The following is a 17,245-nucleotide window of genomic DNA, read 5'->3' as shown; positions in this document are numbered from 1 at the left end:
CCGATCCAACCAGCCCCCGCGGGGTTCGCGAGAGGGGCTGAAGTCCGCGCCCCGCCGTGCCGAGGTAGTCCCCATGTTCACGTTCGTGCAGACCGCCCTGCTCGTCCTCTTCCTCGTGCCCTTCGTCCTGGAGCGCCGCGCCCGCCGCCGCCCGCTGGACCCCTCCCTCATGCCCCTTGCCGACCGTCCCCCGGTCGCCGCGGGCACCCGTGCGCCGCGCGCGTGGACCCGCCGCCGCTACGTCGAGGAGGGCGTGGCCGAGGTCGCCGCCTACCTCAGCGAGCAGGACCCCGCCCGCTGACGCCCCCGGGAGGCTCCGCGGCCGCCCCGCTGCCCGCCCGGCGAGCGTCGCGCGGCCGCGACGGTTAGCGTCTCCTGCGCCCGGCCACCTCCGGCCGGCCGGAGGAGGACGAGAGCAGTGGCACGCCGAGACGCAGCGCAGGACCTCGCCCAGCAGGCCGTTCAGGGTGCCGACGACTCGCGCGCCGCAGCCCTCGTGCAACGGCTGCTCTCGGTCGGCATCGACGGCGCGGGCCCCTTCTCGTCGGCCGCCGAGGTGGCGCGCGCCGCGCGCGCCGCGCACCCCAGCACCGAGTCCGCGGTGCACGCCGTGGTGCGCCGGCACACCCGGCTCGTGGCCGCCAGCGGTTTCGCCACCGGTGTGGGCGGCCTGGTGACCCTGCCGGTGGCGCTGCCCGCCAACGTCGCCGGCTTCTACGTGCTGGCCACCCGCGCGGTCGCCGCCGTGGCGCAGCTGCGCGGCTACGACACCTCCCGGCCCGAGGTGCGCAGCGCCGTGCTGCTCACCCTCGTGGGCGCCGACGCCACCGACGTGCTGAAGTCGGCCGGTCTGCCCAGCCTGAACATCGGCGGGCGCCTGGCCTCGCTGGCGACCCGCCGCTGGCCCCCGGCGGTCCTCATGCTCGTCAACAAGGGCGTCGGGTTCCGCCTGCTGGCCCGCATCGGCACCGGGGGCCTGGTCCGCGTCGGCAGCCGAGCGCTGCCGGTGCTCGGCGGAGCGGTCGGCGCCGGCGCCGACGCCCTCATGCTGCGCCGCATCGCCAAGCACGCCGAGCACGCCCTGCCGCCGGTGTCCGCGGCCGTGGAGGGCCGCACCGAGCCGTGAGCGCCCGCCCGGCGTTCCCGGTGGACCGGCGCCGCTCGGCCCTGGCCGTCCTGTGGCGCACGGCCCGCTCGGGCACCCGGCCGGGCACACCGGGCCTGGGCGCCCGGGCCCGCTCGCTGCCGGCGATGGTGTCCGACTCGGTCGGCGGGCGCTACCGCGGGCCGGGCCGCCCCCGCCTGGCCGGCGCGGCCGCGGGTCTGGTGTACCTGCTGTCGCCGCTCGACGTGGTGCCCGAGGCCGTGCTGCCGCTGGTGGGCGTCCTGGACGACGCCGTGGTCGCGGCCTGGGTGGCCGGCGCCCTGCTGACGGCCACCGAGGACTACGCGCTCTGGCGCTCGCGCCGGGTCGCCGGGACCGGGGGCGTGGACACCGGCCCCGGTGGCACCCGTCGGGAGCACCGCGGGAGGCGCACCTCCTCCTGAAGCGCCGCAGCGGGCGCGCCTGTGGACGGCGCGTCCGCGGTGGAGCGCCCGGTGGGCACAGTGGGCCCGTGACCACCGACGCCGCGCCCCAGCCCCCGCTCGTCCTGTCCGGTCCCGGGGAACTGCTCGCCGTGCTGCCGTACCGGCTGGGCTTCCACCCCCGGCACAGCCTCGTCCTGCTGGAGCTGCGGACGGCCGAGGAGGGGGCGGGGGACCGGGCTCGCCTCGGCGCCGTGGTGCGCGTCGACCTGCCCGGTCCGGCCGAACCGCCGGTGCTGGAGCGGCTCGCCGAGACGGCGGCCGCCGGGGCCGTCGACCGCCTGCTGCGCGTCCGGGCGGTCGCGGGGCCGTCCGCGCCCACCCCGCCCGTCGTGGTGGCCTGCTACGACGAGACGGGTCTGGCGGCGGCACCGGCGTCCCCGGAGCCCGCGGTGCTCCGCGCCGGTGCCGCCGGTGCCGCCGCGGTGGCGGCCGCCCTCACCGGGCTGCGAGCGACGGGCTCCACCGCCGGTGAGGCGCTCCTCGTCGCGGGCGGGCGCTGGCGTTCCCTGAGCTGCGCCGACGCGCGCTGCTGCCCGCCCGAGGGCCTGCCGCTGCTGACCCCCGGCGCCGGGCGGGTGGCGGCGGAGGCCGTCGGGCGGGGCCTGTCCGCCCTCGCCGACCGCGACGCTCTGCTGCCCGAGCGCACCCCGCTGCCGCCCGAGCGCCTGCGCGCCGCCGGTGCGGCGCGCCGGGCCGCCGGGCGGGGAGCGTGGACCCCGCAGCGCCGGCTGCGGGCCCTGGCCGAGTTCGAGCGCGAGGTGCGGCGGCACCTGCCGCCCGCCGCCCCCGCGCTGCCCGACCCCGCCGTCGCCGGTCGCCTGCTGGCCGCCCTGCAGGACGTGCCGGTGCGGGACGCGGCGCTGCTCACCGGCGCACCCGCGCACCTGCGCGCCCCCGCCGTGGCCGCCCTCGTCCACGCGCCCGGCGCCGGTGGGGGCCCCGCCGGTGGGGGTCCCGCCGCCGACCTCGTGCACCGCGCCCTGGACGCCGACCACGACCGCCCCCGGACGGTGGCCGCGGCCGCGCTCGCGGTGGACCTGGCCCGCCACGCGCCCGGAGCCCCCGGAGCCGCCGCGTGGGCGCTGGCCGGCTGGGCGTACTGGTCCGTCGGGGACGGGGTGCGCGCCGGTGCCTGCGCCGCGGCGGCGCTGGAGGCCGACCCGGACCACCGGCTCGCCGGGCTCGTCACCGCGGCGCTGCGGGTGGGCCTGCCGCCGCGCGGGGGCGCCGCCCGCTGAGGAGCCGCCGCCTCGGCGCGCCAGGGGCTCGCGCGCGTCGCGGCACGGGGTGTCTAGTACGGTCACCGCGGCTGCACCCGGACCGCGCAGAGGTGGGACGGGGCCGTCGGCAGGTGCGGTCCGCGCTGGGGCGGGACCGCGCGTCGCAGCAGGGTCCAGGAGGGTGTGCGCATGGGGATCGTCGTCGGGTACGTGGCCAACCCGGAGGGGCGCGCCGCGCTGGAGCAGGCCGGAGCCGCCGCCGCCCGGCTGGGGCAGCCGCTGGTGGTCGTGCACAGCCGCCGGCCCGGCAAGGAGGCCGACCCGCAGGAGGCCGAGCAGTTGCGGGCCGCGCACGAGGCCGTGCGCGCCCGCCTGGACGAGGCGGGTCTGGGGCACGAGCTGCGCGAGGTCCCCGACAGCGAGGACCCCGCCGAGGACCTCATCGAGGCCGCGGAGAGCTCCGGGGCGGGCCTGATCGTCATCGGCCTGCGCCGGCGCACCCCCGTGGGCAAGCTCATCCTCGGAGCGAGCGCCCAGCGCATCCTGCTGGACGCCCCGTGCCCCGTCCTGGCGGTCAAGCCGGAGGACTGAGCGCGCCGGGTGCGCGACGGCGCCGGGCGCCCCGCGGGACGGGCCGCGACAGCGGTCCCGGAAGGGCCGTGCGGGGGGCTGCAGAGGCGCGCGCGGGTGCCGCGGTACGCCGGGACGGCTCCCGTCGTGCCACAATCGGCGTTTGTCGTCCTCAGTGGGCATGCAACGGTGCCCGCCGGTGTTGACCTTGTCGGCTGCTGCCCGCGCAGTCCCGTTCCGCCCACGACGAAAGGCAGTCCGTGTCGTCGGTATCGACATCCCGGCCGCTCCCGCCCGAGTTCGCTTCCGCTCCCTTCCAGGAGCTCCTGCAGCACGGCACCACCCACGGGTTCGTCGACGCCCACGCCGTGCGCACCGCGTGCGAGGACGCCCAGCTGCCCGTGCAGCGCATGAAGGCGGTGCTGCGCGCCCTCGACGACGCCGGCATCACCGTGCGCGTCCCCGAGGCCGCGTCCAAGCGCGCCGTCGCGGCCTCCTCCACGCGCCGCTCCACCTCCACCGCCACGGCCACCAAGCCGGCCCGCCCGGCGGCCAAGCGCGCCGCCGCCCCGGTCGACGGCGAGTCCGCTGCGGCGCCGGCGGCCAAGGCCAAGCCCGCCGCCAAGACGGCGACCAGGACCACCGCCAAGACCGCGGCGAAGTCCGCGGCCAAGACGGCGGCGCCCGCCGCCAAGGCCGCCCCCGGTGACGGTGCCGCCGGTGAGGAGCCGGCGGAGGACGTCAAGGTGGAGGACCTCGTCGTCGACGACGACGCCGTGGTCGAGGAGGCCGCCGAGGAGGCGCCCGGGGCCAAGAAGACCGCCGGCGGCTTCGTGCTGACCGACGACGACGACGACGCCCCCGCCCAGCAGGTCGCCACCGCCGGCGCCACCGCCGACCCGGTCAAGGACTACCTCAAGCAGATCGGCAAGGTCGCCCTCCTCAACGCCGAGCAGGAGGTCGAGCTCGCCAAGCGCATCGAGGCCGGCCTGTTCGCCGAGGAGAAGCTGCACTCCGGCGAGAGCATGGACCCGATCACCAAGCGGGAGCTGTGGTGGATCGCCGAGGACGGCCGCCGCGCCAAGAACCACCTGCTCGAGGCGAACCTGCGCCTGGTCGTGTCCCTGGCCAAGCGCTACACCGGCCGCGGCATGCTCTTCCTGGACCTGATCCAGGAGGGCAACCTGGGCCTGATCCGCGCGGTGGAGAAGTTCGACTACACCAAGGGCTACAAGTTCTCCACCTACGCGACGTGGTGGATCCGCCAGGCCATCACCCGCGCGATGGCCGACCAGGCCCGCACCATCCGCATCCCGGTGCACATGGTCGAGGTCATCAACAAGCTCGCCCGCGTGCAGCGGCAGATGCTGCAGGACCTGGGCCGCGAGCCCACTCCGGAGGAGCTCGCCAAGGAGCTCGACATGACCCCGGAGAAGGTCGTGGAGGTCCAGAAGTACGGCCGCGAGCCGATCTCGCTGCACACGCCGCTGGGCGAGGACGGCGACAGCGAGTTCGGCGACCTCATCGAGGACTCCGAGGCGGTCGTGCCGGCCGACGCGGTCAGCTTCACGCTGCTGCAGGAGCAGCTGCACTCGGTGCTGGACACCCTCTCCGAGCGCGAGGCGGGCGTGGTCTCGATGCGCTTCGGGCTGACCGACGGGCAGCCGAAGACGCTGGACGAGATCGGCAAGGTCTACGGCGTCACGCGTGAGCGGATCCGCCAGATCGAGTCCAAGACGATGTCCAAGCTGCGCCACCCCTCGCGCAGCCAGGTGCTGCGCGACTACCTGGACTGACCCGCGCCGGTGCACCTCGGCCCCCGGACCGCCTCGTGCGGACCGGGGGCCGAGGTGCGTCCCGGGGTCCGCACCGGGCCCTGGTCCGGCTAGCGTGCGGCGGGTGCCGGAGGGAGCGTCGGGCGAGCGGGAGCGGTGGCGGCGCGAGCGGACCGAGACGGCCGCCGCCCACGCCGCGGCGGCCGAGCGCGCCCGCGCCGCGGAGGCGGCCGAGGCCCACCGCCTGCTCGAGCTGTTCGTCGCCGAGGTGCGCCGCCTCGGCGCCGCCCCGGTGCCCCTGCGAGCGCGGGTCGGGGCGGGGCGCGCCCGCACGCCGCTGCGGGGCTGGTACCTGCGCCGCGACGAGTCCCTCGCCGTCACCGTGGACGGCACCTTCCACGTCCTGACGGTGAGCGGCGGCCTGCGCGAGCGGTTGCTGGGGGTGGACCCACCGGCGAGCGACCCACCGCTGCACGTGGGCCGCGGCGCGCGCGACGGGGAGTCCGTGGAGCTCGCCGAGCTGCTGCACCGGCGTCTCGCCGACCTCGGTGGTGGTGCGGGCGGTGGTGGTGCGGGCGGTGGTGCCGGCACCTCGCGCCGGGCGGGACCACCCGCCGCGGGGTGAACCCCCGGGGGACCGATCCGCGGAAAACCGCCACCCGGCACGCCCCCGCCTGCCATCGTCTGCGCACACGCGGACGATCGACCGCGACCGGCCGGTCAGGCAGGAGGAACGCCGTGGACTTCCCCCGGTGCGCCGTGGACGCCGGCATCGCCGAGCGCTGGCGCTCCGTCGTCGCCGCCGCCGCTGAGCGCCCCGCGGTCGTGGCCGGGACGAGCGCGCTGACCTACGCCGAGCTCGACGTGCGGGCGCACGCCCTCGCGCACGCGCTGGCCGGCGTGCCGGCGGGAGAGCCCGTGGCGGTCCTGCTCGGGCACGGGGAGGCCGTGGCCGTCGCCGCCGTCGGCGTCCTGCTCTCCGGACGTCCGATGGTGGCCCTGGACGCGGCCGCCCCCGGTCCCCGGCTCGCCGCCGTCGTCGACACCGCCGGGGCCCGCTGCTGCGTGGTGGACGGCGCCACCTCCGCGCGGGCTGTGGCACTGGGCCTGCGACCGGTGCCGGTGGAGCAGCCCGCCGCGCCCGCGAGCCGCGCCCTGCCCGCACCGGACCCGGACGCCCCGGCGACGATCGTCTTCACCTCCGGCACCACCGGCCGCCCCCAGGGCGTGGTGTGCTCGGGACGGCTCACCCTGCACGACGCCTGGCTGCGCGCCGACGCGGACTGGTGCCGCCCCGACGACGCCCTGGCGGTGCTGCTGCCCGCGGCCTTCGGCCTGGGCCTGGCGGAACTCGTCTCCGGGTTGCTCACCGGAGCCACCGCCCACCTGCTGGACCCGCGCGCCCTGGGGGCGACGGCCCTGCTGCGCGAGCTGGCCGGGCACGCCACGACCGTCCTGGCGGCGACTCCCGGCCTGCTGCGCACCCTCGTCGACGTCCCCGGTGCTGCGCTGCCCCCCACGCTGCGGCTCGTGCGCAGCGGCGGGGAGCGCTTCCTCAGCGCCGACGCGCGCGCCGTCGCGGCCGCCCTGCCGCCCGGCTGCACCCTGCTCAACGTGCTCGGTTCCTCGGAGACCGCGCTGCTGACCAGCTTCCGGGTGGACGCCGAGGCGCTGGGCGGCGCACCGGCCGTGCCCGCCGGCTGGCCCGTCGCCGACCGGGAGCTGCGCGTGGAGCGCGCCGACGGCGGCGAAGCCGCTCCGGGGGAGGCCGGTGAGCTCGTGGTTGTCTCGAGGTACCTGCCCAGCGGGTACTGGCGCGACCCGGTGCGCACCGCCGAGCGCTTCGAGGACCTGGCCGACGGCCGCCACCTGGTGCGCACCCGCGACCGCGCCAGGGTGCGCGCCGACGGCTGCCTGGAGCTGCTGGGGCGGATGGACCTGACCGTGAAGGTGCGCGGGCACCGGGTCGACCCGGCGGAGGTGGAGGCGGTGCTGCTGACCCACCCCGACGTCGCCGAGGTCGTGGTCGTCGCCCACGCGGGCGGTGCCGCGGGCGGGCGGGAGGGCCGTGACCGCCTCGTCGCCCACGTCGTGCCCCGGCGGGGCGCGCGCCTGCGCCCGGCGCTGCTGCGCGCCCACGCCCGCGCCGCGCTGCCGGCACCGGCGGTGCCCGAGCTCGTGCTGCCGCTGGCGGAGCTGCCGCGCACCGAGCGCGGCAAGGTCGACCGCTCCCGGCTGCCCGCGCCGGCCGCCGGTGCGGTGCACGAGGAGCCCGTGGGGGACTGGGAGCGGGCGCTGGCCGAGACGTGGGGCCACGTGCTGGAGCTGACCGGCCTCGGGCGCCACGACGACTTCTTCGAGCTCGGTGGCGACTCCCTGGACGTGGAGCACCTGCTGACCCTCCTGCACGACGACTGCGGCGTGCGCGCCACCGCGGCGGACCTGCTCGCCGCACCCACCCCGGCCCTCTTCGCCGCCCGGCACCGCGCCGGTCCGGGGCGCGCCCGCCCGGCTCCCGGGACCGCTGCGCTGGTGCCGGCCGTGGACGCCCCGCCCCTGTTCTGCATCGCCGGCGCCGGCGGCCTGGCCATCGGCTTCCTCCCGCTGGCGCGCCGGCTGAGCGGGGTCTGCCCCGTGCACGCGCTGCAGGCGCACCGGCTGGAGACCGGCGGGGTGCCCGACTGGAGCCTGGCCCGCGCAGCGCGCCGCCACCTGGCGGCCGTCCGGCGGGTGCAGCCCCGCGGCCCGTACCGCCTGGCCGGGCACTCGCTGGGCGCGCTGCTGGCCCTGGAGGTGGCCCACCTGCTGCGCGCGGCGGGCGAGCAGGTCGAGCTCGTCGTCGTCGTCGACTGCTTCGCCCCCGGGCACGGCCCCGCGGCGCCTCGGCGCAGCCCGTCGCAGCGGCTGCGCCACGCCGCCGGCCTGGCCCTGACCGGTCTGGTGGGCGGTCCCGGTGAGGAGCGCTCCCGCCGCTTCCACCAGCAGGGGGTGGTGCTCGGCCGCCGCCACCGGGGCCGCACCTGGGACGGCCGCACCGTCGTCGTGGTGGCCGCCGACGAGCCGGGCGGCGGGCGCGCCCGGGGCTGGGGCGAGTGGCTGACGGGTCCCTGGGAGCTGCAGGAGGTGCCCGGCACCCACCTGTCCGTGCTGCGCGAGCCGTCCGTCGCGGCGCTCGCCGACGTCGTCGCGGGTGCCCTGGCGGGCACCCGTCCCCAGCGCACCCGCACCCTGGCGGGGCGCCCGAGCGAGGAGGAGGCCGTCCGTGGTTGAGGGGACGAGGACGCCGGAGCCGTCGGCCCGGTTCGTGGCGCCGCCGCGGCTGCACGGCGTGCCGGGGCGCGGCTCGTCGCGGCGCGCGCTCGTGGCGGCGTCGGTGGGCAACGTCATCGAGTGGTACGACTTCGTGCTGTACGGCGCGTCGGCGTTCGTGCTGGCGCAGGTGTTCTTCCCGCAGCAGGACCCCGGCACGGCGGTCCTGGCGACCTTCGCGACCTTCGGGGTGGCGTTCCTGGCCCGGCCCGTGGGGGCGCTGGTGCTCAGCCACGTCGGTGACCGGGTGGGCCGTCGCGACGTGCTGGCCGGGTCGGTGCTGGCGATGGCGCTGGCCACCGCGCTGATCGCGGTGCTGCCCACCCACGCCCGGGCGGGCCTGCTGGCTCCGGCGCTGCTGCTGGTGCTGCGGGCGGTGCAGGGCTTCTGCGCCGGGGGTGAGTACGGCGGCTCGGCGACGTTCCTGGTCGAGTACGCGCCCGAGGGCCGTCGCGGGTGGTTCGGCGCCTGGCAGACCGCGACGATCGGCATCGGCTCGGCGCTGGCGACCGTGGCGGTGCTGCTGGCCTCGCTGTCGCCGCAGACGCTGTTCACGTGGGGCTGGCGGGTGCCGTTCGCGCTGGCGCTGCCGCTGGGCCTGGTCGGCCTGTGCCTGCGGCTGCAGCTGGAGGAGACGCCGGAGTTCCAGCGGGTGCGCGCGAGCGCCGCCCGGACGCGCCGGGCACCCGCAGCGGAGGTGCTGCGCTCGCACCGCCGCCCGGTCCTGGTCGGTGCCGCCCTCGTGTCGGGCGCGACGCTGAGCATGTACGTGTTCCAGAACTACGTGCCCACGTTCCTCGCCACGGCCGCCGGGGTGCCGCTGACCACCGCGCTGGGCGGCAACCTCGTGGGCATCGCGGTCTTCGCCGCGGCGAGCCTGCTCTTCGGCCGGCTGTCGGACGCCACGGCGCGCCGGCCGTTCCTGCTGGTGGGCGCGGTGGCGCTGGTGCTGTGCCCGTTGCCGGCCTACCTGCTGGACGTGCGCGGCTCCTTCTGGGCGATCGCGCTGGGGCAGGGGCTGTTCGGCCTGGCGGTGGCACCGCTCATGGGTCTGGTGCCGGCAGTGCTGGCCGAGCTGTTCCCCACGCCGGTGCGGTTCACGGGGCTGTCGATCAGCTACACCCTGGCCAACGCCCTGCTGGGCGGTACGGCGCCGCTCGTGGTGGCCTGGCTGTTCCGGGCGACCGGTTCGGGAGCCAGCTTCGTCTGGTACTGCAGCGCGGCGGCGCTGATCTCGCTCGCCGGGGCGCTGCTGGTGCGCGAGACGGGCGGCCGGCGCCTCGTGCAGGGCTGAGGCTCAGGCCCGCAGGGCGAGCGCCCCGGCCACCCACACCGCGGCGGCCAGCGTCCCGGCCAGGCCCTCGATGGCGACGCTGAGCCCCACGCCCTTGAGCGCCTGCACGGTCGAGGACCACGCGCTGCGCGCACCGAGGCGGGCGCGGGAGGAGCGGGCGAGCTCGGCGAGGAAGACGCCGAGCACGAAGCCCAGCGGCAGGCCCAGGACGGGCACGACGAAGAACCCGACGACGCCGAGCGCGCCGCCGAGCAGCAGGGTGGAGCGGGGGATCCCGGCGCGGCTCAGGCGCCGGCCGGGGACGAGGTACATGGCGACCTGCCCGGCCACGAGCAGCGCCGCGACGCCGGCGAAGAACGCCCAGGCGGCCCCGCCCTGCACGACGGCCCACACCAGCACGGCCAGGCCGATGAGGACGGTGCCCGGCAGGACGGGCACGACGACGCCGACGAGGCCCACCGCGACGGCGAGGGCGACGACGACGAGCCCGGCGTCACCCACGGGGGTGGCGCCGGGCTCGTCGGTCCTGCGCGGTCCTGGTCAGCGCCGCCTCAGCGCTCGTCGACCGGGGCGATCGACGGGGTGGAGGCCAGCTTGCGGGACTCGTCCTGGATGTCCCGCGCGACCTCGCGGAGGGCGTCGCGGTGCTCGCGCCCGTGGTGGGCGCAGAAGAGCAGCTCGCCCCCGGAGGCCAGCACGGCGCGGACGTACGCCTGGGCACCGCAACGGTCGCAGCGGTCGGCGGCCGTCATCGGGTCGCTGGCAAGGGCTGTTGTGGTGGTCACTCCACGACTCCTTCCGGTCCTGCGGGCGGCGGTAGCGGGTGCTCCCGCGCCCACTCTGTCCCAACCCCCGCCGGTGCGCGCGCGTTCCCACGCCGGTGGAGCAGTGCGTTCGCTCTCGGCGGAGGCGCCGGCGGCGCCGCACCGCGCGCCGCGCGCGGCACCGCCCCGCGTCGGGGGCGACGTCTACCCTGCCGGGGTGACTCCCCCCAGTTCGACCCCCCGCTCCCGCGCGCCGAAGGACGGCCAGGGGGAGGAGGGCTACACCGCCGCCCACCTGCTGGTCCTGGAGGGCCTGGAGGCGGTGCGCAAGCGCCCGGGCATGTACATCGGCTCCACCGACTCGCGCGGCCTCATGCACTGCCTGTGGGAGATCATCGACAACTCCGTCGACGAGGCGCTCGGCGGGCACTGCAGCCGCATCGACGTGGTCCTGCACGCCGACGGCTCGGTGGAGGTGCGCGACGACGGGCGCGGCATCCCCGTCGACGTCGAGCGGCGCACGGGGCTCTCGGGCGTGGAGGTCGTCTTCACGCACCTGCACGCCGGCGGCAAGTTCGGCGGCGGCTCCTACTCGGCCTCCGGCGGCCTGCACGGGGTGGGCGCCAGCGTGGTCAACGCCCTGTCGGCGCGCCTGGACGTGGAGGTGGACCGCGGCGGCAAGACGTACGCCACGAGCTTCCGGCGGGGCACGCCGGGCCGCTACGCCGGCGAGGGCCCGGACGCGCCGTTCACGCCCACCACCGGCCTGGAGGTCGTGGGGCGCGCCAAGCGCGGGTCCACCGGCACGCGCGTGCGGTACTGGGCCGACACGCAGATCTTCCTGAAGACCGCGGCGTTCTCCTACGAGGACCTCGCCGCGCGCGCCCGCCAGACCTCCTTCCTCGTGCCGGGCCTGCGCATCGTCGTGCGCGACGAGCGCGGTGAGCAGCCCACCGAGGAGGTCTTCCAGCACGACGGCGGCATCGGCGAGTACGCCGACTTCCTGACCCCGGACGCCCCGGTCACCTCGGTGTGGCGCCTGCAGGGCGAGGACGTCTTCACCGAGACCGTCCCGGTGCTCGACGACAGCGGCCACATGACGCCGCAGGACGTGCAGCGCCAGTGCGTCGTGGACGTCGCGCTGCGCTGGGGCACCGGCTACGACGCCACCGTCCGCTCGTTCGTCAACATCATCGCCACGCCCAAGGGCGGCACGCACCTGTCGGGCTTCGAGCAGGGCCTGTTCGCCGCCGTGAAGAAGCAGGTCGACGCCCAGGCCCGCCGCCTGAAGGTGGGCAAGGACGAGAAGCTCGAGAAGGACGACATCCTCGCCGGGCTCACCGCCGTCGTCACCGTCCGCCTGGCCGAGCCGCAGTTCGAGGGGCAGACCAAGGAGGTGCTGGGCACCGCCGCGGTGCGCCAGATCGTGCGCCGGGTCGTCGAGCGCGAGCTCGGCGAGGTGCTCACCTCCCCCAAGCGGGAGGACAAGCAGCAGGCGTCCCTGGTGCTGGACAAGGTCGTCTCGGAGATGAAGAGCCGCATCTCCGCCCGGTTGCACAAGGAGACCCAGCGGCGCAAGAACGCCCTGGAGTCCTCCTCGCTGCCGGCGAAGCTGAAGGACTGCCGCTCCGACGACGTCTCCCGCACCGAGCTGTTCCTCGTCGAGGGGGACTCGGCGCTGGGCACGGCGATGGGCGCGCGCAACTCCGAGTACCAGGCGCTGCTGCCGCTGCGCGGCAAGATCCTCAACGTCCAGAAGGCGTCCGTGGCGGACATGCTCAAGAACGCCGAGTGCGCCTCGATCATCCAGGTCGTGGGGGCGGGCTCGGGGCGCAGCTTCGACCTCTCGGCGGTGCGCTACGGCAAGATCGTGCTGATGACCGACGCCGACGTGGACGGCGCCCACATCCGCACCCTGCTGCTGACGCTGTTCTTCCGGTACATGCGCCCGCTGGTGGACGCCGGGCGGGTCTTCGCCGCGGTGCCGCCGCTGCACCGCCTGGAGGTCAACGGCACGGGCCGGGCGAAGAAGGAGGTCCTGTACACGTACTCCGACGCCGAGCTGCGCCGCGTCACCGCGGACCTGCAGCGCCGCGGGCGCACCTACAAGGACCCGCAGCGCTACAAGGGCCTGGGGGAGATGGACGAGGACCAGCTGGCCGAGACGACGATGGAGCCGCAGCACCGCACGCTGCGGCGGGTCACCATCGCCGACGGCGAGGCGGCCGAGCGGGTCTTCGAGCTCCTCATGGGCAACGACGTCGCCCCCCGCAAGGACTTCATCATCGCCGGGGCCGAGCGGCTGGACCGCGAGCGCATCGACGCCTGAGCACCGGCGGTGCCACCCGCCGCTCGCCCCGCCCCCGCGACCCCCGGTCGCGGGGGCGTCGTGCGCTGCGCGTGGGGGCACGACCACCCGCTGTGGTTTCGTGTCCGCTTGCACGCCCGTTCTTGCCCGATTGGTTGACAACGGGCTTGTTTGCGGCTCATCATCGAGCACGCCGGACCGGTTCGGGGTCCGGAGGAGCCCGCTCAGCGGGTCGGCACGGACGACGGAGTCGGCGATGTACGCACCGGAGCGCCACCACGCGATCCTCGAACGGGCCCGCGCGGCGGGCCGCGTCGAGGTCGCCACGCTCGCCGAGGTCCTGGACGTCACCCCCGAGACCATCCGCCGCGACCTGACGGCCCTGGAGCGCCACGGCGTGCTGCGGCGCGTGCACGGCGGCGCCATCCCCGTCGAGCGCCTGGGCACCGAGCCGGCCGTGGGAGAGCGCCAGGAGGTCTTCAGCGCCGAGAAGGGGCGCATCGCCACCGCCGCCCTGGCCGAGCTGCCCGAGGGCGGCACCGTCCTGGTCGACGCCGGCACCACCACGGCCCGCTTCGCGGAGCTGCTGCCCACCGACCGCGAGCTCGTGGTCGTCACCCACGGCCTGCAGATCGCCCAGGCGCTCGCGACCCGCTCCAACGTCACCCTGCACCTGGTCGGGGGGCAGGTGCGCGGGCGCACCCTGGCCGCCGTGGGCGCCTGGGCCGAGCGGGCGCTGGCGGAGGTCTTCGCCGACGTCTGCTTCCTGGGCACCAACGGCCTCAGCGTCGAGCGGGGGCTCACCACCCCCGACCTCGCCGAGGCCGGCGTCAAGCGGGCCCTCATGCGTGCCGCCCGCCGCACCGTCGTCCTGGCCGACCGCTCCAAGCTCGGCCGCGACGACTTCGCCCACGTCGCTGACCTGGAAGGGGTCGACACCGTGATCACGGACACCGGGGCGGACCCCGACGTCGTCGCCGACGTCGAGGCCGCCGGACCGAGGGTGGTGCGGGCGTGAGCGCCGCGCACGCGGCGGTCCTCACCGTCACGCCCAACCCCAGCATCGACCGCACCCTGGAACTGGACGTCCTCACCCGCGGCGAGGTGCACCGCGCCCGCGGCGCCTGCGCGCAGGCAGGCGGCAAGGGCGTCAACGTCGCCCGCGCCCTGGCCCTGCACGGTGCCCGCGCCGCGGCCCTGCTGCCCTGCGGCGGCGTCGACGGCGACCGGCTCGTGGCGATGCTCGCCCCGCAGGGAGTCGAGGTCGTGCCCGTCGCCATCGCCGGCGCCGTGCGGACCAACACCACCGTCGTCGAGGCCGACGGCACCACCACCAAGCTCAACGAGCCGGGTCCGGTCCTGGCGGCCGAGGAGGTCGAGGGGCTGCTGCGCACCGTGCGCGCCCGCCTCACCGTCGCCCCGCGCTGGCTGGCCTCCAGCGGCAGCCTGCCGCCGGGCGCGCCCGCCGACCTGCACGCCCGCCTGGTGCGCCTGGCCCGCGAGCGCGGCACGGCCACGGCCGTCGACACCTCCGGCGCGGCCCTGGCCGCGGCCGTCGACGCCGGCCCGGACGTGGTCAAGCCGAACCTGGAGGAGCTGGCCGAGCTCGTGGCCCGCGAGCTGCTGACCGTGGGCGACGTGCGCGCCGCCGCGGCGGAGCTGCGCGCGCGCGGGTGCGGCGACGTCCTCGTCAGCCTCGGCGAGGCCGGCGCCCTGCTGGTCACCGCCGAGGGCACCTGGTGGGCCGGCGGCCCGGCCCTGGTGCCGCGCAGCACCGTCGGCGCGGGCGACTGCACCCTGGCCGGCTACCTGCACGAGCAGGGCCCGGCCCCGCGGCGCCTGGCCACCGCGGTCGCGTGGGGACGCGCGGCCGTGCTGCTGCCCGGCAGCACCGTCCCCGGACCCGAGCAGACCCGCGCGGGCGCCACCGGCGTCCGCGTCGTCGAGAACCCCGCCCCCGAGACCCCCGTGAAGGACCTGCAGCCGTGAGCGACACCGCGAACACCCCGGACCTCATCACCCCCGAGCTGGTCATCGCCGACCTGCGCGCGAGCGACCGCGTCGACGCCACCCGTCAGCTCGCGCAGGCGCTGCAGGCCGCCGGCCGCGTCACCGACCTGCAGCGGTTCCTCGCCGACGTCGCCGCCCGCGAGGAGCAGATGGCCACCGGCATCCCCGGCGGCATCGGCCTGCCGCACGCGCGTTCCGCGGCCGTGACCGTGCCCAGCCTCGCGGTCGGCCGCGTGGTCTCCGGCGAGCGAGTCGACTTCGGGGCGCCGGACGGCCCGGCGAACCTCGTCTTCCTCATCGCCGCGCCCACCACGGGCGAGGCCGACCACATGACCATCCTCGCCGCGCTGGCCCGCAAGCTGGTCCACGTCTCCTTCCGCCAGTCCCTGCTCGAGGCGCCCGACGCCGCGTCGATCGCCCGCACCGTCGTGGAAGAGGTGTACGGACGATGAAGTTCGTCGCGATCACGTCCTGCCCCACCGGCATCGCGCACACGTACATGGCCGCCGAGGCCCTGGAGCAGGCCGGCAAGGCAGCCGGGCACGAGGTGAGCGTCGAGACGCAGGGCGCCGCCGGTTCCGCCCCGTTCGACCCGGCCGTCATCGCCGCCGCCGACGGCGTCATCTACGCCGCCGACCTGGAGGTGCGCGACAAGGACCGCTTCGCGGGCAAGCCGTTCGTCGACGTCGGCGTGAAGAAGGCCGTCGCCGACGCCCCCGGCGTGGTGGCCGCGGCCGTCGCCGCCGTCGAGGCGGCCGGCGCGCGCAGCGCCGCCGGACCCGCCGTCCAGCCGGGCCGCGACGTCCCCGGCGCGCCCGCGGCACCGGCCGCCCCCGCCGCGGGAGCCACCGCCGGGGCCGGCGTCGGGACCCGCGTGCGGCAGTGGCTCATGACGGGCGTCAGCTACATGATCCCGTTCGTCGCCGCCGGCGGCATCCTCATCGCCCTGGCCTTCATGCTCGGCGGGTACGAGATCGCCCTGGACCGCGACGGGGTCGGTGCGAACGCCTACTTCACCGGCCTGTTCGCCGACGGCTTCGACGTCGCCGACCGCGAGCAGTGGGCCGGTCTGCTGCTCGTCGTGGGCCAGGCGGCCTTCGGGTTCCTGGTCCCCGTGCTCGCCGGTTTCATCGCCTTCGGCATCGCCGACCGCCCGGGCATCGCCCCCGGTTTCGTCGGCGGCGCGCTCGCCGTGACCGTGGGCGCCGGTTTCCTCGGCGGGCTGGCCGCGGGTTTCCTGGGGGGTTTCGTCGCCCTGGGCCTGGCCCGGCTGAAGGTCCCCAACGCCGTGCGCGGCATCATGCCCGTCGTCGTCATCCCGCTGGTCGCCACGATCGTCACCGGGTTCGTCATGCTCGTCGTGCTCGGCCGGCCGCTGAAGTGGCTGATGGACTCCCTCACCACCGGCCTGAACTCGCTGTCCGGTTCCGGCATCGTCCTGCTCGGCGTGATCCTGGGCGCCATGATGGCCGTGGACCTGGGCGGCCCGGTGAACAAGGTGGCCTACACCTTCGCCACCACCGGCCTGGCCACCGCCGCCGCGGCCTCCGGCAGCCCCGTGGAGCTGAAGGTCATGGCCGCGGTCATGGCCGCCGGCATGACCCCGCCGCTGGGCATCGCGCTGGCGACGTTCCTGCGCAAGCGCCTGTTCACCGAGGCCGAGCAGCAGAACGGCAAGGCCGCGGTCCTGCTGGGGGCGTTCTTCATCTCCGAGGGCGCCATCCCGTTCGCCGCGGCCGCCCCGCTGCGCATCATCCCGGCGTGCATCCTGGGTTCCGGCGTCACCGGCGGTCTGGTCATGGCGTTCGGCAACGCGCTGCGCGCCCCGCACGGCGGCGTGGTCGTGCTCGGCCTGGTCAGCCAGCCGCTGCTGTACCTGCTCGCCATCGTCATCGGCACCGTCGTCACCGGCCTGGCGGTCGTCGCGCTCAAGAGCGCGCACCGCGGCGGCGCCGACACGCCCGCCGGCGCGCGGGCCGGCACCGCCGGCGCCCAGCCCGTCTCGGCCTGAGACCGGCGCGCCCGGGGGCCCGGCACGGGCCCCCGGGCGGCTGCGACCCCACCCGTGAAACACCCCGCCCGAACTCGCGCCGAAACCCCCGAGGAGAACCCCGTGCCCACCCGCACCGCCGTCGTCGGATCCCGCGTCGGCCTGCACGCCCGCCCCGCCTCCCTGTTCGTCCAGGCCGCCGTCGCCACCGGCCTGCCCGTCACCATCGCGGTGGAGGGCGGTGCACCCGTCGACGCCCGCAGCATCCTCATGGTCATGGGCCTGGGAGCCCAGCACGGCCAGAGCGTCACCCTGGCCGCCGACGGCGAGGGCGCCGACCAGGCCCTGGAGCAGCTGGCCGCCGTGGTCGAGACCGACCACGACGCCGCCTGAGCCCACGACCCAGCGCGTTCCC

17 protein-coding genes are annotated in these 17,245 nt (G+C 76.8%); 15 read left to right on the top strand and 2 right to left on the bottom strand.

Annotated elements, in window-relative coordinates:
- The first annotated feature begins 73 nt into the window (after positions 1-73).
- The 9 genes from ACRYR9_RS08135 to ACRYR9_RS08095 all read left to right on the top strand — a co-directional run bounded on the left by ACRYR9_RS08135 (position 74) and on the right by ACRYR9_RS08095 (position 9,758).
- Entirely contained in the window at positions 74-301 is a 228-nt protein-coding gene (locus ACRYR9_RS08135) for a hypothetical protein (protein ID WP_432494606.1), read from the top strand.
- Positions 302-418: 117 nt separating this feature from the next.
- Positions 419-1,126: an EcsC family protein gene (locus ACRYR9_RS08130; protein WP_432494608.1), complete on the top strand. Its 708-nt coding sequence runs from the start codon at positions 419-421 to the stop codon at positions 1,124-1,126.
- Entirely contained in the window at positions 1,123-1,548 is a 426-nt protein-coding gene (locus tag ACRYR9_RS08125) for a YkvA family protein (RefSeq protein WP_432494610.1), read from the top strand. Before ACRYR9_RS08130 ends, ACRYR9_RS08125 begins: the two co-directional genes overlap by 4 nt.
- A 68-nt stretch (positions 1,549-1,616) precedes the next feature.
- Complete coding sequence (locus ACRYR9_RS08120; protein WP_432494612.1) at positions 1,617-2,828, top strand: DUF4192 family protein; 1,212 nt, start codon at positions 1,617-1,619, stop codon at positions 2,826-2,828.
- A gap of 171 nt (positions 2,829-2,999) precedes the next feature.
- Positions 3,000-3,401: a universal stress protein gene (locus ACRYR9_RS08115; RefSeq protein WP_432494614.1), complete on the top strand. Its 402-nt coding sequence runs from the start codon at positions 3,000-3,002 to the stop codon at positions 3,399-3,401.
- Positions 3,402-3,640: 239 nt separating this feature from the next.
- Positions 3,641-5,176: an RNA polymerase sigma factor gene (locus ACRYR9_RS08110; RefSeq protein ID WP_432494616.1), complete on the top strand. Its 1,536-nt coding sequence runs from the start codon at positions 3,641-3,643 to the stop codon at positions 5,174-5,176.
- A gap of 103 nt (positions 5,177-5,279) precedes the next feature.
- Positions 5,280-5,780, top strand: a complete 501-nt coding sequence (locus tag ACRYR9_RS08105) for a hypothetical protein (protein ID WP_432494618.1) — start codon at positions 5,280-5,282, stop codon at positions 5,778-5,780.
- A gap of 113 nt (positions 5,781-5,893) precedes the next feature.
- Positions 5,894-8,425, top strand: coding sequence for an AMP-binding protein (locus tag ACRYR9_RS08100; RefSeq protein WP_432494620.1), 2,532 nt, complete (start codon positions 5,894-5,896; stop codon positions 8,423-8,425).
- The gene (locus ACRYR9_RS08095; RefSeq protein WP_432494622.1) at positions 8,418-9,758 is read left to right on the top strand and encodes an MFS transporter; all 1,341 of its coding nucleotides are present in this window, start codon (positions 8,418-8,420) and stop codon (positions 9,756-9,758) included. Before ACRYR9_RS08100 ends, ACRYR9_RS08095 begins: the two co-directional genes overlap by 8 nt.
- Positions 9,759-9,761: 3 nt before the next feature.
- Here the strand turns inward: ACRYR9_RS08095 and ACRYR9_RS08090 are convergent, their stop codons facing one another.
- Together ACRYR9_RS08090 and ACRYR9_RS08085 are read right to left on the bottom strand one after the other, a co-directional pair.
- Complete coding sequence (locus ACRYR9_RS08090; protein ID WP_432494624.1) at positions 9,762-10,259, bottom strand: DUF456 domain-containing protein; 498 nt, start codon at positions 10,257-10,259, stop codon at positions 9,762-9,764.
- Positions 10,260-10,309: 50 nt separating this feature from the next.
- Entirely contained in the window at positions 10,310-10,510 is a 201-nt protein-coding gene (locus ACRYR9_RS08085) for a DUF7455 domain-containing protein (protein ID WP_432494662.1), read from the bottom strand.
- Between the two features lie 229 nt (positions 10,511-10,739).
- Here ACRYR9_RS08085 and ACRYR9_RS08080 point away from each other — a divergent pair, with 229 nt between their 5' ends.
- The 6 genes from ACRYR9_RS08080 to ACRYR9_RS08055 all read left to right on the top strand — a co-directional run bounded on the left by ACRYR9_RS08080 (position 10,740) and on the right by ACRYR9_RS08055 (position 17,223).
- A complete protein-coding gene (locus ACRYR9_RS08080; protein ID WP_432494626.1) occupies positions 10,740-12,851 on the top strand; it encodes a DNA gyrase/topoisomerase IV subunit B in 2,112 nt (703 codons plus the stop codon).
- A gap of 235 nt (positions 12,852-13,086) precedes the next feature.
- A complete protein-coding gene (locus tag ACRYR9_RS08075; protein WP_432494628.1) occupies positions 13,087-13,848 on the top strand; it encodes a DeoR/GlpR family DNA-binding transcription regulator in 762 nt (253 codons plus the stop codon).
- The gene (gene pfkB / locus ACRYR9_RS08070; protein ID WP_432494630.1) at positions 13,845-14,819 is read left to right on the top strand and encodes a 1-phosphofructokinase; all 975 of its coding nucleotides are present in this window, start codon (positions 13,845-13,847) and stop codon (positions 14,817-14,819) included. The genes ACRYR9_RS08075 and pfkB overlap by 4 nt, the downstream gene beginning before the upstream one ends.
- Positions 14,816-15,292 (top strand): PTS sugar transporter subunit IIA, encoded by a 477-nt coding sequence (locus ACRYR9_RS08065; RefSeq protein ID WP_432494632.1) that lies wholly within the window; start codon positions 14,816-14,818, stop codon positions 15,290-15,292. Before pfkB ends, ACRYR9_RS08065 begins: the two co-directional genes overlap by 4 nt.
- Positions 15,289-16,851 (top strand): PTS fructose transporter subunit IIC, encoded by a 1,563-nt coding sequence (locus ACRYR9_RS08060; protein ID WP_432494634.1) that lies wholly within the window; start codon positions 15,289-15,291, stop codon positions 16,849-16,851. Before ACRYR9_RS08065 ends, ACRYR9_RS08060 begins: the two co-directional genes overlap by 4 nt.
- A 102-nt stretch (positions 16,852-16,953) precedes the next feature.
- On the top strand, positions 16,954-17,223 hold the full coding sequence (locus ACRYR9_RS08055) for an HPr family phosphocarrier protein (RefSeq protein WP_432494636.1): 270 nt from the start codon (positions 16,954-16,956) through the stop codon (positions 17,221-17,223).
- Positions 17,224-17,245: the final 22 nt, after the last annotated feature.

This window comes from Kineococcus auxinigenes, from assembly GCF_050871525.1.
Taxonomy (GTDB): domain Bacteria; phylum Actinomycetota; class Actinomycetes; order Actinomycetales; family Kineococcaceae; genus Kineococcus.
Note: the sequence above shows the minus strand (reverse complement) of the source record. Positions and strands in the feature narration are given on the sequence as shown.

What these genes read in the sequence shown, in the direction of transcription:
- ACRYR9_RS08085 (WP_432494662.1), bottom strand. Translation starts at nt 10,510, where the DNA reads ATGACGGCCGCCGACCGCTGCGACCGTTGCGGTGCCCAGGCGTACGTC.
- ACRYR9_RS08135 (WP_432494606.1), top strand. Translation starts at nt 74, where the DNA reads ATGTTCACGTTCGTGCAGACCGCCCTGCTCGTCCTCTTCCTCGTGCCC.
- ACRYR9_RS08075 (WP_432494628.1), top strand. Translation starts at nt 13,087, where the DNA reads ATGTACGCACCGGAGCGCCACCACGCGATCCTCGAACGGGCCCGCGCG.
- ACRYR9_RS08060 (WP_432494634.1), top strand. Translation starts at nt 15,289, where the DNA reads ATGAAGTTCGTCGCGATCACGTCCTGCCCCACCGGCATCGCGCACACG.
- ACRYR9_RS08115 (WP_432494614.1), top strand. Translation starts at nt 3,000, where the DNA reads ATGGGGATCGTCGTCGGGTACGTGGCCAACCCGGAGGGGCGCGCCGCG.